The organism is Cytobacillus sp. S13-E01, from assembly GCF_029193815.1.
Taxonomy (GTDB): domain Bacteria; phylum Bacillota; class Bacilli; order Bacillales; family Bacillaceae_L; genus Bacillus_BV.
Genome location: NZ_JARFVC010000014.1, coordinates 27,657 through 54,505, shown reverse-complemented (window position 1 = coordinate 54,505; position 26,849 = coordinate 27,657). Strand labels below are relative to the sequence as shown.

Annotated in this window: 28 protein-coding genes; 23 read left to right on the top strand and 5 right to left on the bottom strand. The window is 36.0% G+C overall.

The features are described 5' to 3' along the window. The first annotated feature begins 24 nt into the window (after positions 1–24). The 16 genes from PY093_RS10850 (at position 25) to PY093_RS10775 (ending at position 16,174) form a co-directional block, all read left to right on the top strand. Entirely contained in the window at positions 25–429 is a 405-nt protein-coding gene (locus PY093_RS10850; protein ID WP_275645914.1) for a cytidine deaminase, read from the top strand. After that, positions 416–1,324: a GTPase Era gene (gene era / locus PY093_RS10845; protein ID WP_275645913.1), complete on the top strand. Its 909-nt coding sequence runs from the start codon at positions 416–418 to the stop codon at positions 1,322–1,324. The genes PY093_RS10850 and era overlap by 14 nt, the downstream gene beginning before the upstream one ends. 124 nt (positions 1,325–1,448) lie before the next feature. Then, complete coding sequence (locus PY093_RS10840; RefSeq protein ID WP_275645912.1) at positions 1,449–1,592, top strand: YqzL family protein; 144 nt, start codon at positions 1,449–1,451, stop codon at positions 1,590–1,592. Between the two features lie 56 nt (positions 1,593–1,648). After that, entirely contained in the window at positions 1,649–2,401 is a 753-nt protein-coding gene (gene recO / locus PY093_RS10835; protein WP_275645911.1) for a DNA repair protein RecO, read from the top strand. Positions 2,402–2,708: 307 nt separating this feature from the next. After that, the gene (gene glyQ, locus PY093_RS10830; RefSeq protein ID WP_275645910.1) at positions 2,709–3,599 is read left to right on the top strand and encodes a glycine--tRNA ligase subunit alpha; all 891 of its coding nucleotides are present in this window, start codon (positions 2,709–2,711) and stop codon (positions 3,597–3,599) included. Then, positions 3,592–5,670 (top strand): glycine--tRNA ligase subunit beta, encoded by a 2,079-nt coding sequence (gene glyS / locus PY093_RS10825; protein ID WP_275645909.1) that lies wholly within the window; start codon positions 3,592–3,594, stop codon positions 5,668–5,670. Before glyQ ends, glyS begins: the two co-directional genes overlap by 8 nt. Positions 5,671–5,983: 313 nt before the next feature. Further along, on the top strand, positions 5,984–6,625 hold the full coding sequence (gene ccpN, locus PY093_RS10820; RefSeq protein ID WP_275645908.1) for a transcriptional regulator CcpN: 642 nt from the start codon (positions 5,984–5,986) through the stop codon (positions 6,623–6,625). Positions 6,626–6,650: 25 nt separating this feature from the next. Continuing rightward, on the top strand, positions 6,651–7,463 hold the full coding sequence (locus PY093_RS10815; RefSeq protein ID WP_275645907.1) for a pyruvate, water dikinase regulatory protein: 813 nt from the start codon (positions 6,651–6,653) through the stop codon (positions 7,461–7,463). 802 nt (positions 7,464–8,265) lie between these two features. Continuing rightward, positions 8,266–8,739, top strand: coding sequence for a YaiI/YqxD family protein (locus tag PY093_RS10810; RefSeq protein WP_275645937.1), 474 nt, complete (start codon positions 8,266–8,268; stop codon positions 8,737–8,739). A 39-nt stretch (positions 8,740–8,778) separates the two neighbouring features. Beyond that, complete coding sequence (gene dnaG, locus PY093_RS10805; RefSeq protein ID WP_275645906.1) at positions 8,779–10,587, top strand: DNA primase; 1,809 nt, start codon at positions 8,779–8,781, stop codon at positions 10,585–10,587. A gap of 56 nt (positions 10,588–10,643) precedes the next feature. Continuing rightward, positions 10,644–11,768, top strand: coding sequence for an RNA polymerase sigma factor RpoD (gene rpoD, locus PY093_RS10800; RefSeq protein ID WP_275645905.1), 1,125 nt, complete (start codon positions 10,644–10,646; stop codon positions 11,766–11,768). Between the two features lie 77 nt (positions 11,769–11,845). Beyond that, complete coding sequence (locus tag PY093_RS10795; protein ID WP_275645904.1) at positions 11,846–12,367, top strand: hypothetical protein; 522 nt, start codon at positions 11,846–11,848, stop codon at positions 12,365–12,367. A gap of 87 nt (positions 12,368–12,454) precedes the next feature. Continuing rightward, the gene (locus tag PY093_RS10790) at positions 12,455–13,594 is read left to right on the top strand and encodes an acyl-CoA dehydrogenase (RefSeq protein ID WP_275645903.1); all 1,140 of its coding nucleotides are present in this window, start codon (positions 12,455–12,457) and stop codon (positions 13,592–13,594) included. A 274-nt stretch (positions 13,595–13,868) separates the two neighbouring features. Further along, positions 13,869–14,228: a cytochrome c550 gene (gene cccA, locus PY093_RS10785; protein ID WP_275645902.1), complete on the top strand. Its 360-nt coding sequence runs from the start codon at positions 13,869–13,871 to the stop codon at positions 14,226–14,228. Between the two features lie 117 nt (positions 14,229–14,345). Continuing rightward, positions 14,346–15,056: a tRNA (adenine(22)-N(1))-methyltransferase gene (locus PY093_RS10780; protein ID WP_275645901.1), complete on the top strand. Its 711-nt coding sequence runs from the start codon at positions 14,346–14,348 to the stop codon at positions 15,054–15,056. Beyond that, complete coding sequence (locus tag PY093_RS10775) at positions 15,053–16,174, top strand: Nif3-like dinuclear metal center hexameric protein (protein ID WP_275645900.1); 1,122 nt, start codon at positions 15,053–15,055, stop codon at positions 16,172–16,174. Before PY093_RS10780 ends, PY093_RS10775 begins: the two co-directional genes overlap by 4 nt. A 273-nt stretch (positions 16,175–16,447) precedes the next feature. Here the strand turns inward: PY093_RS10775 and PY093_RS10770 are convergent, their stop codons facing one another. After that, on the bottom strand, positions 16,448–17,386 hold the full coding sequence (locus PY093_RS10770; RefSeq protein ID WP_275645899.1) for a 4-hydroxy-3-methylbut-2-enyl diphosphate reductase: 939 nt from the start codon (positions 17,384–17,386) through the stop codon (positions 16,448–16,450). Between the two features lie 226 nt (positions 17,387–17,612). Continuing rightward, on the bottom strand, positions 17,613–18,122 hold the full coding sequence (gene vrrA / locus PY093_RS10765; RefSeq protein WP_275645898.1) for a VrrA/YqfQ family protein: 510 nt from the start codon (positions 18,120–18,122) through the stop codon (positions 17,613–17,615). 303 nt (positions 18,123–18,425) lie between these two features. On the opposite strand from vrrA, the gene PY093_RS10760 reads away from it, so the two are divergent. Next, positions 18,426–19,739 (top strand): DEAD/DEAH box helicase, encoded by a 1,314-nt coding sequence (locus PY093_RS10760; RefSeq protein ID WP_275645897.1) that lies wholly within the window; start codon positions 18,426–18,428, stop codon positions 19,737–19,739. A 26-nt stretch (positions 19,740–19,765) separates the two neighbouring features. Continuing rightward, positions 19,766–20,659 (top strand): deoxyribonuclease IV, encoded by an 894-nt coding sequence (locus PY093_RS10755; RefSeq protein WP_275645896.1) that lies wholly within the window; start codon positions 19,766–19,768, stop codon positions 20,657–20,659. A 37-nt stretch (positions 20,660–20,696) separates the two neighbouring features. Here PY093_RS10755 and PY093_RS10750 read toward each other — a convergent pair whose 3' ends face one another. Next, a complete protein-coding gene (locus tag PY093_RS10750) occupies positions 20,697–20,951 on the bottom strand; it encodes a DUF2624 domain-containing protein (RefSeq protein WP_275645895.1) in 255 nt (84 codons plus the stop codon). Positions 20,952–21,140: 189 nt separating this feature from the next. On the opposite strand from PY093_RS10750, the gene PY093_RS10745 reads away from it, so the two are divergent. The 4 genes from PY093_RS10745 (at position 21,141) to PY093_RS10730 (ending at position 24,263) form a co-directional block, all read left to right on the top strand. Continuing rightward, complete coding sequence (locus PY093_RS10745) at positions 21,141–22,013, top strand: YitT family protein (protein ID WP_275645894.1); 873 nt, start codon at positions 21,141–21,143, stop codon at positions 22,011–22,013. Positions 22,014–22,248: 235 nt separating this feature from the next. Next, positions 22,249–23,016 carry a metal ABC transporter ATP-binding protein gene (locus PY093_RS10740; protein ID WP_275645936.1) on the top strand — a complete coding sequence of 256 codons (768 nt, stop codon included), beginning with the start codon at positions 22,249–22,251 and terminating at the stop codon, positions 23,014–23,016. Then, positions 23,017–23,859, top strand: a complete 843-nt coding sequence (locus PY093_RS10735) for a metal ABC transporter permease (RefSeq protein WP_275645893.1) — start codon at positions 23,017–23,019, stop codon at positions 23,857–23,859. It abuts the gene before it with no gap. Beyond that, positions 23,856–24,263: a Fur family transcriptional regulator gene (locus PY093_RS10730; protein WP_275645892.1), complete on the top strand. Its 408-nt coding sequence runs from the start codon at positions 23,856–23,858 to the stop codon at positions 24,261–24,263. The genes PY093_RS10735 and PY093_RS10730 overlap by 4 nt, the downstream gene beginning before the upstream one ends. Positions 24,264–24,347: 84 nt before the next feature. Here the strand turns inward: PY093_RS10730 and PY093_RS10725 are convergent, their stop codons facing one another. Further along, positions 24,348–24,917 (bottom strand): hypothetical protein, encoded by a 570-nt coding sequence (locus PY093_RS10725; RefSeq protein WP_275645891.1) that lies wholly within the window; start codon positions 24,915–24,917, stop codon positions 24,348–24,350. Between the two features lie 270 nt (positions 24,918–25,187). On the opposite strand from PY093_RS10725, the gene PY093_RS10720 reads away from it, so the two are divergent. Further along, positions 25,188–25,580, top strand: a complete 393-nt coding sequence (locus PY093_RS10720; RefSeq protein ID WP_275645890.1) for a DUF4190 domain-containing protein — start codon at positions 25,188–25,190, stop codon at positions 25,578–25,580. A 59-nt stretch (positions 25,581–25,639) separates the two neighbouring features. Here PY093_RS10720 and ispG read toward each other — a convergent pair whose 3' ends face one another. After that, positions 25,640–26,737: a flavodoxin-dependent (E)-4-hydroxy-3-methylbut-2-enyl-diphosphate synthase gene (ispG, locus tag PY093_RS10715; RefSeq protein ID WP_275645935.1), complete on the bottom strand. Its 1,098-nt coding sequence runs from the start codon at positions 26,735–26,737 to the stop codon at positions 25,640–25,642. Positions 26,738–26,849: the final 112 nt, after the last annotated feature.

Below are 26,849 nucleotides of genomic sequence, written 5' to 3'. Positions count from 1 at the left end.
TGTGAGAAGGAAAGGAAGAATAGTATGAACATTGAACAACTTATTGAAGAAGCAAAACAAGCTAAGAAAATGGCATATGTTCCTTACTCGAATTTTCAAGTAGGAGCAGCATTGTTAACGGATGACGGGAAGGTTTACCGTGGCTGTAACATTGAAAATGCTGCATATAGCATGACAAATTGTGCAGAGAGAACAGCCTTGTTTAAAGCAATTTCTGAAGGAGACAAAGTTTTTAAAGCAATCGCAGTTGTAGCAGATACCGACCGACCTGTACCGCCATGTGGAGCCTGTCGTCAAGTTATTTCTGAGTTATGTGACCAAGATATGAAGGTATATTTAACGAATTTAAAAGGTGATGTTCAAGAATTAACTGTTAAAGAACTTCTACCAGGAGCTTTTTCACCGGAGGATTTACATGACAAAAAATAGTTTTAAATCAGGATTTGTATCAATCATTGGTAGACCAAATGTTGGGAAATCAACTTTTCTAAACCATGTGATTGGTCAAAAGATTGCAATTATGAGTGATAAGCCACAAACAACAAGAAATAAGATTCAAGGTGTCTACACTGAAAATGAAGCGCAAGTAGTCTTTATTGATACACCTGGTATTCATAAGCCAAAGCATAAATTAGGTGACTTTATGATGAAGGTTGCCCAAAATACGTTAAAAGAAGTGGATATCGTTTTATTTATGATTAATGCTGAAGAAGGTTTTGGACGTGGTGATGAGTTTATCATTGAACGACTTCAGTCAACTTCTACACCTGTTTTTCTTGTGATAAATAAAATCGATCAAATCCATCCCGATCAATTACTTAAACTGATTGACCAATATAAAAACCTTTATGATTTTAAGGAAATTATTCCAATTTCAGCCCTACAAGGTAATAATGTTGATACATTATTAACTCAAATAAAAAAATACTTGCCTGTTGGCCCACAATATTATCCAGCTGATCAAGTCACAGATCACCCGGAAAGATTCATTGTCACAGAGCTTATACGTGAAAAAGTACTCCATCTAACTAGAGAAGAGATACCACACTCAGTTGCTGTTGTGATGGATTCAATGGAAAGACGCAAAAATGGGAACACAGTTTATCTGGGTGCTACGATAATTGTTGAGCGGGACTCGCAAAAAGGGATAATTATCGGCAAACAAGGAAGTATGCTAAAAGAAGTTGGGAAACGGGCAAGAGGTGATATCGAGGCGTTGCTAGGCTCAAAGGTTTTTTTAGAGCTATGGGTAAAAGTACAGAAAGACTGGAGAAATAAAATGACCCAGTTACGTGACTTTGGTTTTAACGAAGATGAATATTAAAAAAAGCGTTTTCACGTTTTAGTAAATTTTGTGTAACATGATTATAGGGAAAAAAGGTCATGATAAAGTTACGGAATTGGATTTATATTGCTAGTGTTTTAAATAACAGAAAGGTGGGGTTTTTATGTTAGATTTTACCTGGAAGGTGTTTAGCAGCACAGGTAACATTGATACGTATCTTCTTTTTAAACAACTAGAACAGGAGAAGGAAGACGGACCCGATTCACAAGAAGAAGAACTAGCAGAGATGGACTTTCCAATTTCATGACACATGCCTTTTAAAGTAAACACAAGTTTTTATGAACTTGTTGGATGGTGACATATTTGTTCCAAAAATGTGAAGGCATTGTCATTCGGACGACTGATTATGGCGAAAACAATAAAATAGTAACGCTTTTTACCCGAGAATGGGGTAAGGTTGGTGTAATGGCAAGAGGAGCAAAAAAGCCGAGTAGCCGGCTTGCTTCTATTACCCAACTGTTTACATATGGTTACTTTCTTGTTCAAAGAAGCACGGGACTAGGTGGTTTACAGCAAGGTGAAACGATAGCAACAATGAGAAGGATTAGAGAGGATATTTTTCTTACAGCCCATGCATCATATATTGTTGAGTTAACTGATAAGTCAACAGATGATAAAAAAACCAACCCATATTTATTCGAATTACTTCAGCAAACATTACATTATATGAACGAAGGTCTTGATTTAGACGTCCTTACCTCGATATATGAAATGAAAATGTTACAGGTGCTTGGTCTTTATCCAATATTAGATCGTTGTTCGGTTTGTGGGAATAGTGACGGCCAATTTGCTTTTTCAATTAGAGAAGGTGGTTTTCTCTGTCACCGTTGTTTATCAAAGGATCCGTATCACTTAAAGATTTCCCAAGCTACTGTAAAGTTACTTCGTCTTTTTTATTATTTTGATTTAAATCGACTAGGAAAGATAGATGTTAAACCGGAAACAAAGAACGAACTGAAGAAAGTCATTAACACATATTATGACGAGTACTCGGGTTTATCATTAAAAACAAAAAAGTTTTTAAATCAAATTGAAAATTTACGTGGTTCACTTTAAATAAAGTTGACAATACCGTGTGAAATCATTTACAATTCAAATTAAAAATACGACATGTTGAAGGAAAGTAGTACTTATTTTAATCTATAATAGCGAACCTAGGATAGTGAAAGCTAGGGGATAGACAAATGAGGAAGGCGTTCCGGAATGTTAACCAATAAAGCGGCTATAGGTTTCTGTAGCAAATAGGGTGGAACCGCGGGTAACTCTCGTCCCTATGTCTAATCTTAGACATAGGGGGCGAGAGTTTTTTATATGTTGAAAAAAGGTATTTAATGTTTTTTTAAAATTATTCCGGAGGTGCGTTATGAATATTCAAGAAATGATCTTAACTCTTCAAAAGCACTGGTCAGATCAAGGTTGTATCCTAATGCAAGCATACGATGTTGAAAAAGGTGCTGGGACTATGAGCCCTTATACATTTTTACGAAGTCTAGGGCCAGAGCCTTGGAATGTAGCTTATGTTGAACCTTCTCGCAGACCAGCAGATGGTCGATATGGTGAAAATCCAAATCGACTATATCAACACCATCAATTCCAAGTCATAATGAAGCCGTCACCTGATAATATTCAGGAGCTTTATTTAGAGTCATTAAAGAAGTTAGGTATTGACCCATTACAGCATGATATTCGTTTTGTTGAAGATAACTGGGAAGCACCAACTCTTGGAGCAGCAGGCCTTGGTTGGGAAGTATGGCTAGATGGTATGGAAGTGACTCAATTCACGTATTTTCAACAAGTAGGTGGGATAGAGTGTAAGCCTGTTTCGGTAGAAATAACTTATGGTGTTGAACGCTTAGCATCGTATATCCAAGATAAGGAGAATGTCTTTGATTTAGAATGGACAAACGGATTTACTGTACGTGATATTTTCCTTCAGCCAGAATATGAACATTCTAAATATACGTTTGAGACGTCAGATACAGAGATGTTGTTCAATTTATTTTCAATATATGAAAAAGAAGCACACCGCCAAATGGATGAAGGGCTTGTCCATCCAGCATATGATTATGTCTTAAAATGCTCACATACCTTTAATCAATTGGATGCAAAAGGAGCTATTTCTGTAACTGAGCGAACAGGGTATATAACAAGAGTAAGGAATCTTGCTCGAAAAGTTGCGAAAACTTTTTATGATGAGCGAGAGAAATTAGGATTTCCAATGTTAAAGGGAAAGGAGGAGAGTATAAATGAGTAAAAGAGACTTGCTTTTAGAAATTGGTTTAGAGGAGATGCCAGCAAGATTTGTTACAGATGCAAGTAACCAACTTTCCGCTAAACTAACAAACTGGCTACTTGAAAAAAATATATCCTTTGAACAAGTGAGTAGCTTCTCAACTCCTCGTAGATTAGCAGTCCTTGTTTCAAAAGTAGCTGAAAAACAAGAAGATATTGACATTGAGGCAAAGGGCCCTGCGAAAAAAATTGCAGTAGACGCTGATGGTAACTGGACTAAAGCGGCTACTGGTTTTGCCAGAGGTCAGGGAGCAACGGTAGAAGATATCTATTTTAAAGACATAAATGGTATTGAATATGTCCATGTAAAAAAATTTATTAAAGGCTTAGATACAAAAGAAACGCTGACTGAAATGGATCAACTAATAACAGGTATGAGTTTTCCTAAGAACATGAGATGGGGTAATGAAGAGTTAAGATTTGTACGTCCTATCAAATGGATAGTTGCTTTATTTGGTGAAGAAGTTATTCCAATAACGATAACAACAGTAACAAGTGAGCGTAAATCCTCGGGACATCGCTTCTTAGGAACAGAGGTTGAAATTTCAACTGCATCAGATTATGAAAAGCTAATGCTGTCTCAATATGTAATTGTCGATGCAACTGAGAGAAAAGAAGCGATTGTAAATCAAATACAAAGCTTAGAGCATGATAATAATTGGAGTGTCCCTATTGACGCTGATTTGCTGGAAGAAGTAACAAACCTAGTAGAATATCCTACGGCCTTATATGGTAAATTTGAAGAAGAATTTCTAGGATTACCAGAGGAAGTACTCATTACATCAATGAAAGAGCATCAACGATATTTTCCTGTAAAAGAAAAGACCGGGAAATTACTACCTTTCTTTATTACGATTCGAAATGGCGACCATAAATATATTGAAACAGTTGCAAAAGGGAATGAAAAAGTATTAAGAGCACGTTTGTCTGACGCTGACTTTTTCTTTAAAGAAGATCAAAAACTGAATATTAATGATTTGGTAAGTAAACTGGATTCAATTGTTTATCATGAGGAACTAGGATCTATTGGTGATAAAGTTCGAAGAGTTGTAAATATTTCTAAAGAACTTACAACCTTAGTAGGTGGAGATGAAGTTCTTTTACAAAAGGTTGAACGTTCAGCAGAAATATGTAAATTCGATCTTGTAACACATATGGTTTACGAGTTCCCTGAGCTGCAGGGCTTTATGGGAGAAAAGTATGCTAAGATAAGTGGGGAAGATGAAGAGGTGGCTCTTGCCGTCAATGAACATTATATGCCGCGCCATGCGGACGATTTGACTCCATCGACACAAACCGGAGCGATTATAAGTATTGCTGATAAGCTAGATACCATAATTGGATGTTTCTCTATAGGAATTATCCCAACTGGCTCACAGGACCCGTATGCGTTAAGAAGACAGGCTGCGGGAATTGTTCAAATACTTCTAACTAGCAACTGGAAGATATCCTTCGAATTGTTGCTCGAAAAAGTGTTAGAGTTATACGCATCAAAACAAACAATGAAGAGAGAAAAGGATGAAGTTTATTCTGATCTACTTCCTTTCTTTAAAATGCGAATTAAAAATGCGCTAACAGAAAAGAAGATTCGCTATGATATTATTGATGCAGTGCTGGGAGCTAAGATTGGCAATATTGATTACTTAGTAAAAAAAGCAGACGTATTGGATAAAGAAAAAGAAAAAGCTGAATTCAAGACCACGGTTGAATCGTTAAATCGTGTACTAAACATCGCTAAAAAGGGTGAAAAAATAGAGATAAACTCTTCACTATTTACTTCTAAAGTGGAATCGGAATTATATGAGAAGTATCAAGTGGTAGCGTCTGAAATGGTTACTATAACTGAAGCTGGCGATGCAAGAGGAGCTTTTGAGATATTAGCTTCTATGAAAGAGGTTATTGATATGTATTTCGATCACACGATGGTCATGGCTGATGATGAAGCGATTAAGAAAAATAGACTTTCGCAAATGGTACACCTTGCCGAAGTTATTTATCTCTTTGCAGATACAAATGCTATTCTTGTAAAGTAAGTGTCTAACTTGTTGTAAAGGTAAATGATGTGTTTTTGATAATCTGTGTATAGGAGCTTGTTTATCAGGCTCCTATTTCTCATATTTAATGATTTCGCTATTGATTTGTCTTGGTGAAAGGAGAAAAAATACTTTGCTAAAGCACAGAGATACGAAAATAGCTCTGTAAAAAGTAGTTAGTAGTGTTTAGTCCTTGGTTGCCCTGCTCTTTTCTAATTCGCTATATTCCAGAATGGTTAATTAGTATATAATATTTATATATAGTATAACCTTTTGACAAATAATTTCTATGGATTACTTATAAGTAGAGACGGTGGTGATTACAATAGAACTGAATAAGAGGCAGGAACGAATATTACAGATTGTTAAGGATGATGGGCCAATAACCGGAGAACATATCGCAGATAGACTGAATTTAACGAGAGCAACGCTAAGGCCAGACTTAGCGATTTTGACTATGTCCGGATATCTGGACGCTAGACCGAGAGTGGGTTATTTTTATACTGGGAAAACAGGCGCTCAATTATTGACGGATAAAATTAAAAAGCTTTTAGTAAAAGATTATAAATCAATTCCTGTTGTAGTAAATGAAAGCGTATCAGTTTATGACGCTATAGTTACTATGTTTTTAGAAGATGTGGGCACATTATTTGTAGTTGATGAAAAATCATTACTAGTTGGTGTATTATCACGAAAAGACTTGTTACGGGCAAGCATAGGTAAACAAGAGTTAACATCTATTCCAGTAAATATTATCATGACAAGAATGCCAAATGTTACAATGTGTGAACAGAATGATTTAATATTAGATGTTGCAGGAAAACTGATCGATAAACAAATAGATGCACTTCCAGTTATAAAAGAAACAGATAAGGGCTTTGAAGTCGTTGGAAGGATAACTAAAACGAATATTACAAAAGCATTTGTAGCTTTAGCGGGTGAAGAGCTACTTTAACTTTTATGTGAAATGGGGGAATGAGATGAACAGCAGAATGATTTATGTCGTATCTGATTCAGTAGGTGAAACAGCCGAACTAGTAGTAAAAGCAGCAATCAGCCAATTTATTAACTCTGCTACAGAAGTGAAACGAGTTCCGTACGTTGAGGACAAGGGAACATTATCAGAGGTTGTATCTTTAGCGAAAATGAATAATGCAATCATCGCTTTTACACTAGTTATTCCAGAGCTTAGGAGTTATCTAATCAATGAAGCTAAAAATGAGAATGTAATTGTGTTCGACATAATTGGCCCACTTATTGATAAAATGCAAGATTTATATGATCTAACCCCTCGTCATGAGCCTGGACTCGTTAGAAAACTTGATGAAGATTATTTTAAGAAGATTGAAGCGATTGAATTTGCAGTAAAATATGATGATGGAAGAGATCCACGGGGAATATTACGCGCTGATATTATATTGGTAGGAGTTTCTAGAACGTCAAAAACACCCTTATCACAATATCTTGCTCATAAACGGTTAAAAGTAGCAAATGTCCCGCTTGTACCTGAAGTAGAGCCTCCTGAAGAGTTATTTAAAGTAGCTGCTTCTAAATGTGTCGGTTTAAAAATTAGTCCAGAAAAATTAAACAACATTCGACGTGAGCGATTAAAATCCTTAGGTCTTGACGACCATGCTATTTACGCAAACATTAACCGAATCAAGGAAGAATTGGATCACTTTGATAAAATTGTTGAAAAAATTGGTTGTGAAGTTATTGACGTAACAAATAAGGCAGTTGAGGAAACGGCAAATATTATCCTGCATAGAATCAGTAAAAAAAGTAATTTTTAATGAATTAGATGAAAGACACATATCAAAAGATGTGTGTTTTTTTAAAGTTAAGAAAGTATAAAAGTTTGTGGGATTGATCTAAAGTTTAAGATTATAGTAAAAAGGGGATATCTCCTTATAAGGAGAAAAAAATTAAAAATATAGTTAAAAAACAATAGCGGAATAGAGAATTATATATTATAATAAAAAATTGTGATTAATTGTATATTTTAGGTTTAGACTTAGCATGTATCGAATAAACTATATATTGTAAGTTGTCAAGTTTAGTTTATAAAAAAATATGACACAACAAAAAGTTTACTTTATCCTGCATTAACAGGCAATAAAACTCCACTTAGGGTATTCGAGGGAATTTAAGTGGGTGAAAACTGCCCGTAAAAGAAGGATAAGGTCAACTAACCCACAGTGGGAGATGACAGAGGCCACGCTGTGGGAAGTTTACGTTATCAGAAAAAAAGCTTTTTTCTCCATTGTTGCTTTTGATGCGACTTATTTTAAAAGATAAGAAAGTATAAAAATTTGTACCAAGTTTTAGTGTCTAGCTCCGGGCGCCATCGACTCGAGGTCATAAGCCAATCCGTCCGGAAGGTAAAGAACAACCTTCCAGCCGGCTTGTCTTATGCTTGTCGCCGATAGGCGGGCGCCCTGCGCTTTTCTTAACATCAATATGCTTCCACCAGCGTCCGTTCTATCGTTTGACCAAATGGGAGATGTTCAATTGATCAAACAATAGGTAAAGGGGTTAAAATTATTTAGGTAAATCTTTTTCCGTGAAAAGAAGGAATCGTTGGAGTGATGTAGAATAGAGAAATATGACGAAAAAAAGCACAAAATTTTTGTCGATGCTGACGCATGTCCAGTAAAAGCAGAAATAATAAATCTTGCAAATACATATAAAGTGGAAGTAATATTTGTCGCTTCTTACGCTCACACACTCTCATACGATATTGGTGGTAAGTGGGTTTATGTAGATGCAACAAAAGAGGCTGTTGACCTATATATTATGAACCATGCAAAACCAAATGACATAGCTGTCACTCAAGATATTGGATTAGCGAGTGTGTTAGTTAATCGTAATATAGTGGTATTATCACCTAGAGGTAAGCAATACTTAGAAAAAGAAATGGATATGGTTCTACATCTTCGTTATCTTTCAGCAAAAGAACGTCGTAGCGGTAATTATTCAAAAGGACCAAGAGCGTTTACTGAAGAAGATAAAAATGATTTTATCATATCATTTGAAAAAAAATTGTCGAAACTTGCAGGAAATCACTAATTTAAATAGAATACTTTTATTTATCACGGAGATGTTGATATGGGAAATCGAATTCCCGAAGAAACAATCGAAAAAATACGTCATTCAGTAGACATCGTTGATGTAGTTAGTGAATATGTTCAATTGAAGAAACAAGGAAGGAATTATTTCGGGCTTTGCCCATTCCATGGTGAAAGTACTCCTTCTTTTTCAGTCTCATCAGACAAACAAATTTACCATTGTTTTGGATGCGGGGCAGGAGGTAACTCTTTATCCTTCTTAATGGACCTTGAAGGTCTATCCTTTACTGAAGCTGCAAAGAATTTAGCTGATCGTGTAAATATAGATCTACCTACCATTAATGTTTCAAGCGATCCACAAAAAATACATGAGTCTACCAAAATGATTGAAGCTCATGAATTATTAAAGAAATTCTACCATCATTTACTTATGAATACAAAAGAAGGGCAGCATGCACTTGATTATTTACTAAATCGTGGATTTTCGAAGGGCGAACTAGAAAAGTTTGAAATTGGTTATTCACTTGATTCTTGGGACTTTGTATCAAAGTACCTATTACAACGAGGATTTAAGCTCGAGCAAATGGAAAAAGCAGGTCTGGTTGTCAAAAAAGAATCGGATGGAAAATTTTTCGATCGATTTCGAAACAGAATTATGTTTCCGATATGGGACCAGCAAGGTAAGACGATTGCATTTTCAGGCAGGATATTGGAAACAAATTCTCGTGAACCTAAATATTTAAATAGCCCTGAAACGATCATTTTTAACAAAAGTAAGACATTATATAACATTCATAATGCAAGGGCTTCAATAAGAAAAAACGAACAAGTAATTCTTTATGAGGGGTTTATGGATGTAATTGCGTCGGACAGATCGGGATTAGCTTATTCAATAGCAACGATGGGAACGTCACTAACTGAAGACCAAGCGAAAATGATTAGAAGGAATACAGAATCCGTAACGATTTGTTATGATTCAGATGCTGCCGGGATTGATGCAGCAATTAGAGCATCAAGTATTTTAGTTAATGCTGGATGCTACGTGAAAATTGCTACTATGCCAGATGGTCTTGATCCTGATGATTACGTCAAAAAGTACGGTGCCGAACATTTTAAGAGTGATGTAATAGGGGCTAGTCATACTCTAATGGCATTTAAAATGTGGTATTTAAGAAAAGGTAAAAGCCTTCAAAATGAAGGAGATAAAATAAAGTATATTGAAGATGTAGTTAGAGAAATAAGTAAATTAGAGAATGCGGTCGAAAAGGACCATTACCTCAGACAGCTGTCTAGCGAGTTTTCTATTTCACTTGATGCCTTAAAAGAACAGCACCAACAGTTTAATAAATCTTTGCAAAATAAAAAGGATAATGAAGACAAGAACAGAAATAATATACCAAGAAAACCATTATTGTCTAAAAAGCTATTACCTGCTTTTCATAATGCAGAAAGATTACTAATTGCTCACATGCTTAAAGACAAAGATATCACATTTAAGGTGCAAGACGCTCTTCAGGGTGATTTTAATATCGAAGAACATCGTGCGATTGTAATGTATATTTATGCTTATTATGAAGAGGGACACGAACCAGATGTTAGTTCATTTTTACAAAGAATAAATGATGAGACGCTCAAATCTATAGTTACAGACCTTGCAATGCTATCAATTAATGATGACGTCTCTGGGCTTGAATTGACAGATTATATAAAACAGGTGTTGAAACAACAAAAGATGTCAATGATAAAAGAAAAAGAAACTGCAAAAATAGAAGCTGAACGTCAAAAGGATTTCATAAAAGCTGCAACAATCGCAAATGAAATTCTACAAATGAGAAAAGCACTTAAATAGTTAAAAATTACAATAACCTCTATGGCATATTAGTTAGTTTGGAAGGAGGGGAACTTATGGCTGAAAAATCAGCGCGTTCGAAAGAAATGGATACAGAATTAACAATTGATCAAGTCAAAGAACAGTTAACAGAGCTGGGAAAAAAACGTGGTGTATTGACATATGAAGAAATTGCAGAAAAGATGTCAGGCTTTGAAGTTGAATCAGATCAACTTGATGAATATTATGAGTTCCTTGGTGAGCAGGGTGTGGAACTTCTTGGTGAAGGTGATGAAGATGGTGATCCGAAAAGTCAAGATCTTGCAAAAGAAGAAGAGTTTGATTTAAATGATTTAAGTGTTCCACCAGGGGTAAAGATTAATGACCCGGTTCGTATGTATTTAAAAGAAATTGGTCGAGTTGATTTGCTGTCAGGTGAAGAAGAAATTGAGCTTGCAAAACGCATCGAACAAGGGAATGAAGAAGCTAAGCGTCGTCTAGCTGAAGCTAATTTACGTCTGGTTGTTAGTATTGCAAAACGTTATGTTGGAAGGGGAATGCTATTCCTTGACCTAATCCAAGAAGGTAATATGGGTCTAATTAAAGCCGTAGAGAAATTTGATTACCGTAAAGGATATAAATTTAGTACGTATGCAACTTGGTGGATTCGCCAAGCAATTACTCGTGCAATCGCTGACCAGGCTAGGACGATACGTATTCCAGTTCATATGGTTGAAACGATTAATAAGTTAATACGTGTGCAAAGACAATTACTTCAAGACCTTGGACGTGAACCATCTCCAGAAGAAATTGCTGAAGATATGGACTTAACTCCTGAAAAGGTAAGGGAAATTCTTAAGATTGCTCAAGAACCTGTATCACTTGAAACACCAATTGGTGAAGAAGATGATTCACATCTTGGTGATTTTATTGAAGATCAGGATGCAACGTCACCTTCTGAGCATGCTGCATATGAATTGCTAAAAGAGCAACTAGAAGACGTACTTGATACTTTAACAGATCGTGAAGAAAATGTCCTTCGCCTCCGTTTCGGTTTGGATGATGGACGTACCCGTACTCTTGAAGAAGTGGGTAAAGTCTTTGGTGTAACAAGAGAACGTATCAGACAGATAGAAGCAAAAGCGCTTCGTAAACTACGCCATCCTAGTCGAAGTAAAAGACTTAAAGATTTCTTAGAGTAAAAAATTAATTTACATTCAATAGTTTACTTCATACAATTGAAGTAAACTTTTTTCTTTGTTAAAAAGGAGATTAAGCAATGGATCATAAACGAAAAGAAACAATTATTAACGAAATTAAGATTTGGAAAAAAAGTAAACTGTTACCAGAACATTATTGTGATTTTTTGTTAACTCTGTACACAGAGGGAGAAGGCCAAGAAACTGAAAGCTCTTCAAAAGGATACAAACAATTTTTTATAACATTACTCTTATTAGTATTTGTTCCAATTACTCTTCTTGTTATTTATTTTACTGAAATAAATTTCGTTTTGCAAATGCCTATTTTCATTATTTTTATAATTATCTGTATTTTCAGTGCTTTTTTCCTAAAAAATAATTTTTTGAAACATGTAGCATTAATTGTCGCAGCTCTTATCTTTTTACTAATTAGCCTTGAATCCAGTGAGTATTTTTTTCCTAATAATCAAAATTTCTTATTAGGAACAGTGTTCTTTAATTGTTTAATTTGGGTGGCAGCCGGAATAAAAATGGGTAAAATATACTTTCTAATTGCTGGTATTCTAGGAATGCTTTCTCTAATTGTATCACTTTTCATATAAGATTGCATATTTAAAATGTTGGGAAAATTAATCAATTACCTTTATAATAGTAAATGTAAACGTATTCAATTTACGAGGGGGATTAAGATGAACTTTGATTTAACTACAGAACAAAAGCTTATTCTACGCACAATTCGTGATTTTGCTGATACAGAGGTAGCTCCTGAAGCGGGGCTGCGTGACAAGGAAAAGGCGTTTCCGAAAGAAATTTTTACTAAACTTGCGGATTTAGGAATGATGGGTTTACCATTCCCTGAAGAATACGGTGGTGCAGGCGCTGATACGATTAGTTTTGCAATTGTTGTAGAGGAATTAAGCCGTGCTTGCGGATCAACAGGGATTACATATTCTGCACATATCTCATTGGGTGGGGCACCACTTAATATGTTTGGTTCAGAGGAACAAAAACAAAAATACTTAACTCCAATTTGCACAGGGGAGTCCTTTGGTGCGTTTGGTCTTACCGAACCAAATGCAGGTTCCGATGCTGGAGGAACCCAAACAGAGGCTGTAACAGACGGTGATGACTTTGTTATAAATGGTAACAAGTGCTTTATTACAAACGCAAGTTTTGCAAAACACCTTGCTCTTACTGCCATCACAAATCGAGATGGGGCCAATAAAGAAATTAGTGCAATTATCGTCCCTACTGACACCGTTGGATTTTCTGTAATCGATAATTATGAAAAGATGGGTCTACATTCATCTAACACAACAGAACTAGTTTTAGAGGATGTAAGAGTGCCACAAGAGAATTTATTAGGTGAACGTGGAGAAGGGTTTAAACAATTTCTAAAGACACTTGATGGTGGTAGAATTGGTATTGGTGCAATGGGTGTAGGTATAGCCCAGGCAGCCTATGATAAGGCATTAGAATATGCTAACGAGAGAAAACAATTTGGTAGATCGATTTCAAGTTTTCAGGCAATACAATTTAAGTTAGCTGATATGGCAATGAAAATAGAGTTGGCACGCACAATGGTATACAAGGCTGCCTGGTTAAAAGATCAGGGACGCCCATTCGCTAAAGAAGCGGCAATGTGTAAATTATATGCTTCTGAGATTTGTATGGAGGTAACAAGCCAAGCAGTCCAAATTCACGGTGGATATGGTTATATGAGAGAGTATCATGTTGAAAGATTTATGCGGGATGCTAAATTATTAGAGATTGGCGAAGGAACATCTGAAGTTCAAAGAATGGTAATCGCTCGTTCAATTGGATGTTAGTTTAAGGTTTAGATAATTGGTCATACTATCATTAATGAATTAAAAGCTTCATCAAATATGATGGAGTTTTTTACTATTACTTCTTAATAAACCATAGTTTTTTATGACAAAATTGTGAACTTTTAATAGCGTATACCTATCTGAATATTTAATTTACTATAACTTGTACATTTAGGTCTTTCACTTCTCATTGTTTTGAAGTAAAATAATTATAGTTTGAATTAAAATTTAAATTAAAAAGTGACAATTATTTACATAAGGGAGGTTTATCAAAATGAATCGTAATCCATTAATTCCGTTTGCATTAATTGGGGCTTTTGGACTTGGACTTATGTTTCTTCTTTCGTTTGTTGGTTTAGGAAACATGGATGAAGTTGCCGAAGACGGTGGAGAGGCACCACAGGAAGATACGGCTTCTGCTACGCCTGAAGAAATATACCAACAAACCTGTATTTCATGTCATGGTGCAGATTTTGGTGGCGGAGTTGGTCCTAAGCTAATTGGTGTAGGAGATAAATATTCAAGCGAAGAGATTCAAGATATCATAAAAAATGGTAAAGGAATCATGCAAGGTGGAATGGTTCCAAATGAAAAGCTTGAAGAAATGGCAACATGGTTAATGGAGTTACAATAGTATAGAATGAAGGTCCTTTGCATTGGTAAAGGGCCTTTTTCTATCATTAGAAAGTTGCAAAACGTTGTGAAATTTGTAATGATAAAAAGTACATAAAGTTTGAGATGTGGTGAAAAAATGAATGAATTGAAATTATCAAGAAGGCTTGAAACGGTAGCGAGCTATATACCAAAAGGTGCAATCTTAGCTGACATCGGTTCAGATCATGCCTACTTACCGTGCTATTCTTTTTTTAATGGATTGATAACAAAAGGTATTGCAGGTGAAATTACTGATGGTCCCCTGCAGTCTGCGATGGAACAAGTTGCTAAATCAGAATTACGAACTAAAATTGATGTTCGCAAGGGAAATGGACTTGAGGTTATTAGTCCAAATGAAGTTACTTGTATTACAATTGCTGGAATGGGTGGTTCATTGATAAGAACAATCCTTGATGAAGGGATCGATAAGCTAGTAGGTGTCAAAAGACTAATCCTGCAGCCTAACATCGGTGCACATAGGGTTAGAGAGTGGCTTATTGATTATGATTGGGAGTTAATAAATGAGACGATCTTAGAAGAAGACGGAAAGATTTATGAAGTGCTAGTTGCAGAAAAGGGAAATCCAAAGAAACCATATCATGATCATGATTTAGAAGCAGGGTTACTAGTAGGTCCATTTTTAATGAAAGAGAGAAATGAAGTATTTGTTAAAAAGTGGACTAACGAAAAAGAACATTGGTATAAGATTTTAGCAAAGCTTGAAAAAGCCGATGTATCAGTAGAAAATAAATTACGTAAAGAAGAACTATTACGAAACATAGAAATTGTTAAGGGGGTGCTTTTATGACAAAAACGCCAAACGGCTATGAAGTTATCCAGTTGTTTGAACAGTATTCTCCAAAGGAGTATGCAGTTGAAGGTGATAAAATCGGCCTGCAGGTTGGCACACTAAATAAACCGATTAGAACTATAATGGTAACTCTAGATGTGCTTGAAAATGTTGTTGAAGAGGCCATTAGCAAAAATGTGGACTTGATAATTGCACATCATCCTCCAATTTTCCGTCCACTTAAGTCGGTTATTACCGACCAACCAACAGGTAGAATTATTGAAAAGTGTATTAAGCATGATATTACTATCTATGCCGCTCATACGAATTTGGACGTTGCTAAGGGTGGTGTGAACGATTTGCTCGCTGATGCTCTTAATCTTCAAAATGTCGAAGTACTTAGTTCAACCTTTGAGGAAAAACTTAAAAAGTTAGTAGTTTACGTACCTAAAGAAGATGCAGATAACGTAAGGAATGCTTTAGGAGAGGCCGGTGCTGGACACATCGGTAATTATAGCCATTGTACTTATAACACGGAAGGTACGGGCACCTTTTTACCTAGAGATAATGCCAATCCAGTTATTGGAAAAGTGGGTAAACGGGAAAATGTTGACGAGATTAAAATCGAAACAATCCTTCCTAGTAAAATCCAACAAAAGGTTGTAACGGCGATGTTGAATGCCCACCCGTATGAAGAGGTGGCATATGATATATATCCTTTAGAAAATAAAGGAGAAGTGCTGGGCCTAGGTAGAGTAGGCACACTTGAACAAGAACAAACACTAGAGCAGTTTGCTTTATTCGTAAAAAAAGCATTAGATGTTGATGGTATTCGAGTTGTGGGTGATTTACAAGATAAAGTGACTAAAGTAGCGGTGCTTGGTGGAGACGGTAATAAATATGTCTCACAAGCTAAATTAAAAGGGGCAGATGTTTATGTTACAGGTGATCTTTACTATCACGTAGCACATGATGCAATTGCGATGGGGTTAAATGTTATTGATGCCGGACATTATATCGAGAGGATTATGAAAAAAGGTGTCACAAAAGAATTAACGACTTTATGCAATGAAAATAAATTTGAAGTCGTGATATTTCCGTCGGAAGAAGATACAAATCCATTTACGTTTATGTAAGAATTTAAAAGGAACATTTACCACTAGGGAAATGTTCCTTTTAAAAAAGAAAAATAAGTATTCATATTTGGTTTCGGTGTCTAGTTCCGGACGCCCTGCGCTTTTGTTGAAAGGTAAGAAAGTATAAAAGTTTGTACCTAGTTTTTAGTGTCTAGCCCCGGGCGCCATCGGCTCGAGGTAATAAGCCAATCCGTCTGGAAGGTCAAAGAACAACCTTCCAGACGGCTCGTCTTATGCTTGTCGCCGAAAGGCGGGCGCCCTGCGCTTTTCTTATTAAGATTTGACTTTAGGTAAAATTTTGTTTATTGGTACATTACGTGTAAGTTTCTCAACAAATTCAACATTTGGATCATATTTTTCTAAAAATGTTATGACCTCTTTTGTGATCGGGGTTGGAGTAGATGCACCGGCTGTAACGGCAACTGTTTTAGCTCCCTTTAGCCATTCTAGCTTCAATTCGCTTAAATCAGCTATTCGATAGGCCTTTGTACCCGCAATTTCTTCAGAGACCTGTGCAAGACGGTTCGAGTTATTACTTTTTGGATCACCTACAACGATTGTGACATCCGCTTCTTTTGCCTGCTCTGCTACTGCTTCTTGACGAACCTGAGTAGCAAGACATATTTCTTGATGTACTTGAGTATGTGGATATTTTTCCTTTACTTTTTCCATTACATGTGCAACGTCCCACTGACTCATTGTAGTCTGGTTAGTAACAACAAGTTTATCACTATTGATCGTAAGCTTTTCAACATCCTCTACTGTTTCTACTAGATGAACAATATCAGGTGCAACTCCAACAGCACCCTCAGGCTCTGGGTGTCCTTTTTTACCGATATAGATGATTTGAAAGCCTTCAGCTTGCTTTTCTTTAATTAAATCGTGTGTCTTTGTTACATCTGGACATGTCGCGTCAAGTGTTACTAACCCTTTTTCTTTTGCTAATTTTTTTACCTCAGGAGATACTCCGTGAGCAGTGAAAATGACAGTACCCTCAGTAACTTGATCTAGTATTTCTAATCGATTTGCACCATCAAGGGTAATGATACCTTCCTCAATAAATGCATCTGTAACGTGTTTATTATGAACGATCATTCCTAAAATATAGATCGGTCTTGGCAAGTTTTTGTCTAAAGCTGCATTTTTTGCAATGACCATTGCATCAACAACACCATAGCAATATCCTCGTGGTGCAATTTTGATGACATCCATTTAGTTTCCTCCTCAGGCTAGTGGTCAGAGAGCAAGTCAATAATAAATGAAATCTCGCAATCTCTTATTAATAAGGATTCAAAAAGGAGGAGTACGAACTGACGGATTTGAACTAACTACCGCCATGTCCTGTGCAAGTTAAATCAACACTATTTTTCCCGGACCTTTTGAACATCCTCTATTAATTATAGCGAAATGAGGAGAATATTACAAAGGATGTTAAACTTTAAACATATAATTTTGGAACGGAATCTTTTGGTTTAGAATTAGGCTTAGCTTTTTCAACCGACTTCTCTTTTTCTTTTGGTAATTCACGTTCTTTCGTTTTAGTAGGCTCAGTGCTTTTTTCAGCTTTGTTTTCATCACTATCATTGTCATCATCACTATTAAGTTCCTTATAAATTTTCCACATCGAGGGAATATTTTTAACTAAAGGGCCGTACTGCTGTACCATAGGACCTACTGATTCTGCCATTTTCAGGGCTTTTTGGACATTGCCCATCATACCACTAAGGTTTGCTGGATTTGCAAGACTCTGTAACGTAGATGGATTTAACATTCCTTGTACACTTGATGAGTTAGCTATCCCTTGTACCTGAGAAGAGCCCGAAAATAATTTTTTTAGTAGTCCACCTGTACCAGGATTCGCCACTTGTTGCTGAAATCCACCAAATGGTTGCTGCATATTAAAGCCCTGTGTGGGCATTTGAGGTAATGATCTTCTAGGGGGAAACATAATTTTCCTCCTCCTTTTCCATCCGCCTTTTGGGGTCATATTTTATTAGTAGTTTTCTGTCATAGGAGTATCTACCTTCATACATTTACAATATGCGAATGCTTACAAAATGTTTAATTAGTTCAAATAATAGGCGTTTCAAACCATTTTATTAAAAGCTCTGGAACGTAAGAGGTAGGAAAAGTAATAATTGATGTATCAATGGCGTTTTTTAAATAAATCATATATAATGTGTTGTTGGGTTTAAAAGAACGTGATGTAGAGAAAATAGTAATATAATAACGAGACAAATGAGGTAATAAAATGGAGACAGGTATTCAATTCAGTCGTTTCAACTTAAAACCATTTTTAATGGATGCAATAAGTGAATTAAAATTTACAAGACCAACTGAAATTCAGGAACGGTTAATTCCTTCAATATTGCGCGGGGAAACTGCTATAGGGCAATCACAAACTGGGACAGGGAAAACACACGCTTATTTACTACCAGTACTTAACAATATAGACGCTTCAAAGCAAGAGGTTCAGGCTATCATAACAGCACCGACTAGAGAATTAGCCACACAAATTTATCAGGAAGTAGTAAAGATTATTAAACACTGTGATTCAGATAATCAAATTATTGCGAAGAATTTTGTGGGCGGGACGGATAAACAGCGAGCAATTGATAAATTGAAAACGCAGCCACATATTGTTGTAGGTACACCTGGTAGAATCAATGACCTTACAAAAGCAAATGCGTTATTAGTCCATACTGCTACTACTATTGTAGTAGATGAAGCAGATTTGATGCTTGATATGGGATTCATCGAGGATGTTGATCAGGTAGCAGGGAGAATGCCAGAAAAGGTCCAAATACTAGTTTTCTCGGCTACAATACCTGAAAAGCTAAAACCATTTTTAAAGAAGTACATGGAAAATCCAAAGTTCACACATGTTGCACCTAAACAAGCTACGGCAGCTAAGGTTGAACATATTCTGGTTCCTTTACGGCATAGAAATAGATTTACCTTATTACATGACATGCTAGTCGCCTACAACCCCTATTTAGCGATTGTTTTTACAAACACAAAGAAAATGGCAGATGAAGTGGCCGATGCCTTACTGGCCAAAGGTTTGAAGGTTGGAAGAATACATGGGGGGTTAACTCCACGTGACCGTAGAAAAGTAATGAAACAAATAGGCGATCTAGAATTTCAATTTGTAGTTGCAACGGATCTTGCATCTAGAGGAATAGATATTGAAGGTATAAGTCATGTTATTAATTTTGAGTTACCTTCTGACTTAGACTTTTATATTCATCGTGTAGGGCGTACCGCAAGAGCAGGTTATTCCGGTGTAGCTGCTACCATATATGAATTATCAGATGAAGATGCACTTGTAAGGCTTGAAAAAATGGGTATTGCTTTTACAGGTATGGAATTAGAAAAAGGTGAATGGGTCAAGCTTGGAGAACGTAATAAACGTAAACAAAGGGTAAAACAAGAAGATGTAATTGACAAACAAGCAAAAAGTTTTGTCAAAAAACCAGGTAAAGTAAAACCAGGTTATAAAAAGAAAATGACGAGAGAGATTGAGCAGTTCACAAAACGTCAAAGACGACTTAAAAAGAAATAGGGTAGTAAGGGATTGGAGTGTTTTTTATGCTAAAAATAGGTTCACATGTTTCAATGAGTGGTAAAAACATGCTACTTGCAGCGAGTGAAGAAGCCGTATCTTACGGTTCAAATACGTTTATGATCTATACTGGAGCACCACAAAATACTAGAAGAAAAAAAATTGAAGACCTTAATATTGAAGCGGGATTTGCCCATATGCAAAAACATGGTATATCAGATATTGTTGTTCATGCCCCATATATTATTAATATTGGCAATACAACTAATCCTTCCACATTTGAATTAGGTGTAACTTTTCTTCGTTCCGAAATAGAGCGAACAGCTGCATTGGGTGCTAGGCAAATCGTATTACACCCTGGTGCTCATGTTGGTGCGGGAGCAGAAAGTGGTATTCAAAAAATAATTGAAGGTCTAAATGAAGTAATTATAAATGAGCAAAATGTTCAAATTGCACTTGAAACAATGGCAGGTAAAGGTTCGGAGTGTGGGAGCTCTTTTGAAGAAATCGCAAAAATTATTGATGGAGTAACACACAACCAAAAGATATCAGTATGTTTCGATACTTGCCATACTCATGATGCTGGTTATGACATTGTCAATGATTTTGATGGCGTATTAAATGAATTTGACAAAGTCGTTGGTCTTGACAGATTAAAGGTATTACATATAAATGATAGTAAAAATGAATGTGGAGCTAGAAAAGACCGTCATGAAAACATCGGCTTTGGTAAAATTGGTTTTTCTGCATTAAGCTATATTGTCCATCATCCACAACTGTCTGATATTCCAAAGATTTTAGAAACACCTTTTGTAGGCGAAGATAAAAATAGTAAAATGCCTCCATACAAATTTGAAATGGAGATGTTAAGAGCTAAAGAGTTTAATCCTGATTTGCTTCAAAGAATTATCAAAGGCTAGTGAGAATAAAAACTGTCAAGGTGTGCTTGACAGTTTTTTAATTTGTGAATTTAGTGAACATAGTATTTAATTCTCGGGCGATAGCGGGACTGGTAATTTTGGCAACTCCTTTAATTAGCTTATGTCTTTCATTATCGTCAAAGATATTAATGTTTTTTCCTCTTATTAATTTTACAATTTGACTAGCTTGTGTCCTAGTTATTTTTATTTGATATTGCTGACTGTAAGATAGTAGCTCCTCAATGGTTATCGAATTGACCTTCTTATTAATTATTTGTTGAAAAATACTCATTTTTCCTCACCTCTTCGGTATTACTGTATGGGAATACCTTTTGGAATGTGCAAAAATAAGTCGTAAAATCAGAATGGAGCAGTACACCATCTACCAATTAGTGGAGAGATTAAGGTATAATAGAAAAGCTTAGCTTGGTAGTTGTCTCATTAAATTAAAAGCGTAAGTTAGGTAAGTAGGAGGAATAAAATGGTCAAAAAACAACATAGAAAAGAAAAAATTACAAATAAGATATTTCGTATCCTTATGATAATAATCGGAGCAGGATTTGCTGCGGTTTCCATTGAATTATTTTTAGTGCCAAATCAAATTATCGATGGAGGCATTATTGGTATATCACTAATTATTGATTATTTAACACCGGCATATATTAGCTTCGCTTTGCTTATTGTCATGTTAAATTTACCATTTATATATTATGGCTATAAGTACATAGGAAAAACCTTTATGTGGTCTTCACTTATGGCAATTATTTCACTTGCGATAATAGAGACTGTCCTTCATCCTATTGATCCTTTTACAAATGAACCGATCCTTGCAACAGTTTTTGGGGGACTCATATTAGGGGTTGGTGTAGGGTTGGTCATTAGATATGGTGGAGCAATGGACGGTACAGAAATACTGGGAATTCTGATTACGAAAAAAATTCCATTCTCTGTTGGTGAGTTTATTATGTTCATCAATATATTTATTTTTATTTGGGCTGCATTTGTATTCGGCCCAGAGCAAGCAATGTACTCTGTTATGACCTATTACATTGCTTTTAAAACAATAGATACAGTGATCCAAGGTTTAGATGAAACCAAGGCAGCTATCATTGTGTCAGAAGAGTATGAAGAGGTGTCAAATGCAATTTTAGACCGCTTAGGGCGTGGAACGACGAAGCTCCGAGGAAAAGGCGGTTTTACCGATGAAGAGAAAGATGTTATATACGCAGTAATCACAAGATTGGAAGTTACAAAATTAAAAGCACTTGTACAGGAAATTGATCCGAATGCGTTTATTACGATAATGGATACACATGAAGTAAAAGGTGGAAAATTTAAGTCTGCCATTCATTAAAATGAACCCAGTTTTAGTAGCTGGGTTTCTTTTTTTGAAAAGATAGTATAAAAGGATTAGCAGAGTATGGGTTGTTGTACTAGTCTCAACCTTTACAAAACATAATCAGTATTGTATACTACAGTTTGACTAAATCGTAATGATTCTTATAACTAAGTATAAAATGTTATGCTTTCATATATAAGTTCTGATCTTATAAAAAGAATAGGTGATTAAATTGAAGAATAACTCAAACATGATTTTAGAGATACATGACTTGTTCTATCGATATGAACAACAAAATGTAATAGAAAATATAGATTTAGCCCTACCAAAGGGTGCATTTTTAGGGTTGGTAGGGCCTAATGGTTCGGGAAAGTCAACGTTATTAAAATGTATACTTGGTCTTTTGAAACCGCAACAAGGTTCCATCCGTCTTTTTGGTGAGGAACTCCATAACTTTAAAGAGTGGTATAAAATCGGTTTTGTATCTCAAAAAGCAAATAGCTTTAACTCTGGTTTTCCTGCGACTGTTTTTGAAGTTGTATCAAGTGGATTAACCTCAAAGCTGGGTCTATATCGCTTTTTTAAGAGTGAGCATTCGAACATGGTTAAGGACGCAATAGCTGCAGTAGAACTGTTGGAATTTATGAATCGAAATATAGGTGAGTTATCCGGTGGGCAGCAACAGCGAGTCTTTATTGCAAGAGCACTTGTAAGTAAACCAGAACTACTAATTTTAGATGAGCCAACTGTTGGAGTGGATGCTAGGACAGTTCAAAATTTTTATAATATGCTTGATAAACTAAACAAAAATTTAGGGATTACCTTAATTTTAGTAACACATGATGTTGGTACAATAACAGATAAGGTAACACATGTTGCATGTTTAAATAAACAATTGCATTTTCACGGAAGTGCGCAAGACTTTGATCAATTAAAGGAACATGACCTATCCCAATTTTATGGACATCATCTTCATGTTTTGAACCATGATCATAGTTACAGCCATGGAGGTCATTAAATGATTTCAGGTTTGTTTCAATATGAATTTTTACAAAATGCCTTTATAGCAGGTATTTTAATTGGCTTTATTGCACCTTTGTTAGGTGTTTTTATTGTGGTTAGGAGATTATCTTTAATAGCGGATGCGCTCAGTCATGTAACATTAGCGGGAATAGCTGCAAGTCTATTGCTTGAGAAAAAGTTAGGCCTTGCTGGGGGAATCAACCCGTTATACATGGGAATGGCCTTTTCAGTAGCGGGTTCTTTGTTTATAGAAAAATTAAGAAAGGTCTACACGCATTACCAGGAGCTTGCAATCCCAATCATCTTATCTGGGGGAATTGGTCTAGGGGTTATATTTATATCCTTGGCAGAGGGTTTTAATACCGATTTGTTTAATTATTTATTTGGGAGTGTAAGTGCAGTAAGCAGAAGTGATATGTGGACAGTATTTGGCATTTCCGTTTTTGTAGTACTTATTATTATTATATTTTATAAAGAGTTATTTCTATTGTCATTTGATGAGGAACATGCAGCGGCATCTGGAATAAATTCAAAATGGATTCATTTTTTATTTATTGTAACAGTTGCACTGGTTATAGCGGCTTCTATGCGAATTGTTGGAATCTTACTAGTCTCCTCCTTAATGACGTTACCTGTTGCTGCAAGTATACGAATAGCAAATGGATTTAAACAAACTATTTTGTTTTCTGTCATATTTGGGGAAATTTCTGTAATTGTTGGTTTAATTTTATCTTACTATTTAGATTTAGCACCTGGAGGCACAATTGTAATGCTTGCGGTCGTGATATTGATTGGTGCAATTAGTTGGAAAAAGTGGTGGAAAGGAAGAACGAAATGAATGTAAGAGAAGCGCTAGAGTTAATGAAGGAAAAAGGTTTTAAACATACTGGTAAAAGGGAAGAAATGTTAGATTTATTCTCTAATTCAAATAAGTATTTAACAGCAAAAGATGTTCTTGATCATATGAAAGACGATTACCCAGGACTAAGCTTCGATACGATTTATCGCAACCTTTCAATATTCGTTGACTTAGGAATACTTGAAGCAACAGAATTATCCGGTGAAAAGCATTTCCGGTTTACTTGTGGTACAAACCATCACCACCATCATTTTATTTGTTTAGAATGTGGAAAAACAAAAGAAATAGAATCATGTCCAATGGAGGGCTTATCTGAAAATTTAAGAGGCTATGAAATAACCGGGCATAAGTTTGAAGTTTACGGTGTGTGTCCGAACTGTTAGCATAACAAAAGCGCAGGGCGCCCTTACACGTTCACAGTAGTTATACTTTCTTAAAAAACAGCCTAACGGATTTCGTAAGGCTGTTTACTTATTACTAATCCAATCTGTGACCCACTTGTTTGCTTCTATCCAATCATTAACCCTAATTACGTTCTTAGGAATGGGCTCTTGATTATAGGGTGTGTTGAATAAAATCACAGGGATATCACACTCTTCACTTATATCGCACGCGTTATCATGTTTGTCTTCAAAAAACAAATCAATTTTATGTTTTCTAACTGCTTGCAGCTTATCATGACTTCCTACTAAATCAATGTGGTTATAGTGCATTTCATTCTCTTTAAACCAATTGTGGGTAATTGGGGAATAATCGTCTCTTCTCGCACTAATATAAATTAATTCGTGACGGTTTTTCCATTCGTCAATTACTGTTTTAGCATGTTTTGCAAGGGGGGCATTTTTGTAGATGGTTGGTTCTACCGTATCCATCCACTTCCAAAACTCTTCTTCAGTAACCTTTAAAAGAGGACGTAAATCATATTCTGTCATATCATCAAGAGTAATATTTAGCTTAAATGATTCATTTATGTATGGGACAAACGTAGTAGGACACGTTATAGTTCCATCAATATCAATTCCAAAACGTTTTCTCATATCTCAATGCAGCTCCTTGTACAAATTCAATTAACATATTTAGTGTATCATATTTTTTAAAAAGTTGGCTAAATAAAGCGTTTTAACATAGTTTTTGTGTCTAGTTCCGGGCACGTCAGCACATCATCTCCCATATACATACCTCGCTTAAGCAGGTCACCCCATATTTTTCTTATTTCCAGAGCAAGAAAACATTGTCAACATATTTTTTGCCTAAAGCACTAATAATAGTAATGCTCCTTAACGATAAGGAAAGCGAGGGATTAAGCTATGGCAGAAGATCTTAATAAACGTGAACGTGAAGTAGCTCATGATTATGATGAGAATCATTATGTCGACCCGAACCTTGGGGCAAATGTCTATTCAGATTATACTGAAGAGACCGCCGCAGAGGTTGCACCTCCATTAAATACGAATTACGGAGCAACTAATACTAATAACGAGAACAATACTGGTGCTGCTACTGGCGGAGCCGGTTTAGGATGGTTAGCATTAGCCCTTTCAATCATTTCGTTATTTGTAATGCCAGTATTAATGGGAGCAGCAGGGATTATTATTGGCTTTATCGCACGCAGAAGAGGAGCACAAGGTTTAGGAGCATGGGCGATAGGTATTGGGGCCGTCTCGATAATTGTCGGAATATTTATCCTCCCATTTTTTTAAATAAAAACGAATGGTAGTTAAAAAGCTCGGCACAATCTGTGCCGAGCTTTTGTGAATTTTTAGCCATTTATTTGTTCTTGTGCTTGCTTTGCAAAGTATTCCTCTGCAATTGCATCAATTTCTTTTTTTAATTCTTCTACCATTGTTGCCTCTGGGACTTTACGGACAATCTTGCCATGTCTAAACAGTAATCCCTCACCGCGTGCACCAGCAATCCCGATATCAGCCTCTCTAGCTTCACCAGGCCCATTTACGGCACATCCTAATACAGCTACTTTAATTGGAGCTTTTATTGTTGAGATATAGTCTTCAACTTCATTTGCAATGCTTATAAGGTCTATTTCGATACGGCCGCAAGTAGGACATGAAATTAATGTTGCGGCATTTGAGGAAAGACCAAATGCTTTTAAAAGTTCGCTCGCAACCTTGACCTCTTCAACTGGATCAGCACTTAATGAAATCCTCACTGTACTTCCAATTCCTTTACTAAGGATTGCGCCTAAACCAGCAGCACTTTTAACAGTTCCTGAAAAAAGTGTTCCCGATTCAGTAATCCCTAAGTGAAGGGGATAATCAAACGCCCTCGAAGCTTTCTCATAGGCTTCAATAGCTAAGTTAACATCAGATGCCTTCATTGAAACGATAATGTTATGGAAGTCAAGGTCCTCTAATATTTTGATATGGTGAAGAGCGCTTTCTACCATTCCGTCCGCAGTAGGATATCCGTATTTTTCAATTATTCTCTTTTCAAGAGATCCTGCATTAACCCCAATACGAATTGGGATTCCCTTTGCTTTAGCAGCATTTACAACTGCTTCGACCTTTTCGCGGCGGCCAATGTTTCCAGGGTTTATTCTAATCTTGTCAGCTCCACCTTCAATTGCTTTTAAAGCTAATTTATAGTCAAAGTGTATATCAACAACAAGTGGAATATTAATTCGCTTTTTTATTTCAGGAATAGCGTTTGCAGCTCTCTCGTCTGGGCATGCAACGCGAACCACTTGGCATCCAGCTTCTTCTAGTCGTTTAATTTCTGCAACAGTCGCCTCTACATCATGTGTTTTAGTAGTTGTCATGCTTTGGATCACAACGTCATTACTGCCACCTATAGTTAAATTTCCTACCTTAATAGGACGTGTATTGGTACGATGGATTATTTCACTCAAGAAAAATCGCTCCTTCGAAATTCATCATTTCAATCATAGTTTATCATGATTACTCTATATCCATAAGATTAATCGTTTTTTCACTAAAATGCTAGTAATAAAA

Bases quoted from the DNA above. Each gene is read 5' to 3' on its own strand.
- PY093_RS10850 (WP_275645914.1), top strand. From the start codon at position 25: ATGAACATTGAACAACTTATTGAAGAAGCAAAACAAGCTAAGAAAATG.
- era (WP_275645913.1), top strand. From the start codon at position 416: ATGACAAAAAATAGTTTTAAATCAGGATTTGTATCAATCATTGGTAGA.
- PY093_RS10840 (WP_275645912.1), top strand. From the start codon at position 1,449: ATGTTAGATTTTACCTGGAAGGTGTTTAGCAGCACAGGTAACATTGAT.
- glyQ (WP_275645910.1), top strand. From the start codon at position 2,709: ATGAATATTCAAGAAATGATCTTAACTCTTCAAAAGCACTGGTCAGAT.
- glyS (WP_275645909.1), top strand. From the start codon at position 3,592: ATGAGTAAAAGAGACTTGCTTTTAGAAATTGGTTTAGAGGAGATGCCA.
- PY093_RS10815 (WP_275645907.1), top strand. From the start codon at position 6,651: ATGAACAGCAGAATGATTTATGTCGTATCTGATTCAGTAGGTGAAACA.
- dnaG (WP_275645906.1), top strand. From the start codon at position 8,779: ATGGGAAATCGAATTCCCGAAGAAACAATCGAAAAAATACGTCATTCA.
- rpoD (WP_275645905.1), top strand. From the start codon at position 10,644: ATGGCTGAAAAATCAGCGCGTTCGAAAGAAATGGATACAGAATTAACA.
- PY093_RS10795 (WP_275645904.1), top strand. From the start codon at position 11,846: ATGGATCATAAACGAAAAGAAACAATTATTAACGAAATTAAGATTTGG.
- PY093_RS10790 (WP_275645903.1), top strand. From the start codon at position 12,455: ATGAACTTTGATTTAACTACAGAACAAAAGCTTATTCTACGCACAATT.
- cccA (WP_275645902.1), top strand. From the start codon at position 13,869: ATGAATCGTAATCCATTAATTCCGTTTGCATTAATTGGGGCTTTTGGA.
- PY093_RS10780 (WP_275645901.1), top strand. From the start codon at position 14,346: ATGAATGAATTGAAATTATCAAGAAGGCTTGAAACGGTAGCGAGCTAT.
- PY093_RS10775 (WP_275645900.1), top strand. From the start codon at position 15,053: ATGACAAAAACGCCAAACGGCTATGAAGTTATCCAGTTGTTTGAACAG.
- PY093_RS10770 (WP_275645899.1), bottom strand. From the start codon at position 17,386: ATGGATGTCATCAAAATTGCACCACGAGGATATTGCTATGGTGTTGTT.
- vrrA (WP_275645898.1), bottom strand. From the start codon at position 18,122: ATGTTTCCCCCTAGAAGATCATTACCTCAAATGCCCACACAGGGCTTT.
- PY093_RS10760 (WP_275645897.1), top strand. From the start codon at position 18,426: ATGGAGACAGGTATTCAATTCAGTCGTTTCAACTTAAAACCATTTTTA.
- PY093_RS10755 (WP_275645896.1), top strand. From the start codon at position 19,766: ATGCTAAAAATAGGTTCACATGTTTCAATGAGTGGTAAAAACATGCTA.
- PY093_RS10750 (WP_275645895.1), bottom strand. From the start codon at position 20,951: ATGAGTATTTTTCAACAAATAATTAATAAGAAGGTCAATTCGATAACC.
- PY093_RS10745 (WP_275645894.1), top strand. From the start codon at position 21,141: ATGGTCAAAAAACAACATAGAAAAGAAAAAATTACAAATAAGATATTT.
- PY093_RS10740 (WP_275645936.1), top strand. From the start codon at position 22,249: ATGATTTTAGAGATACATGACTTGTTCTATCGATATGAACAACAAAAT.
- PY093_RS10735 (WP_275645893.1), top strand. From the start codon at position 23,017: ATGATTTCAGGTTTGTTTCAATATGAATTTTTACAAAATGCCTTTATA.
- PY093_RS10730 (WP_275645892.1), top strand. From the start codon at position 23,856: ATGAATGTAAGAGAAGCGCTAGAGTTAATGAAGGAAAAAGGTTTTAAA.
- PY093_RS10725 (WP_275645891.1), bottom strand. From the start codon at position 24,917: ATGAGAAAACGTTTTGGAATTGATATTGATGGAACTATAACGTGTCCT.
- PY093_RS10720 (WP_275645890.1), top strand. From the start codon at position 25,188: ATGGCAGAAGATCTTAATAAACGTGAACGTGAAGTAGCTCATGATTAT.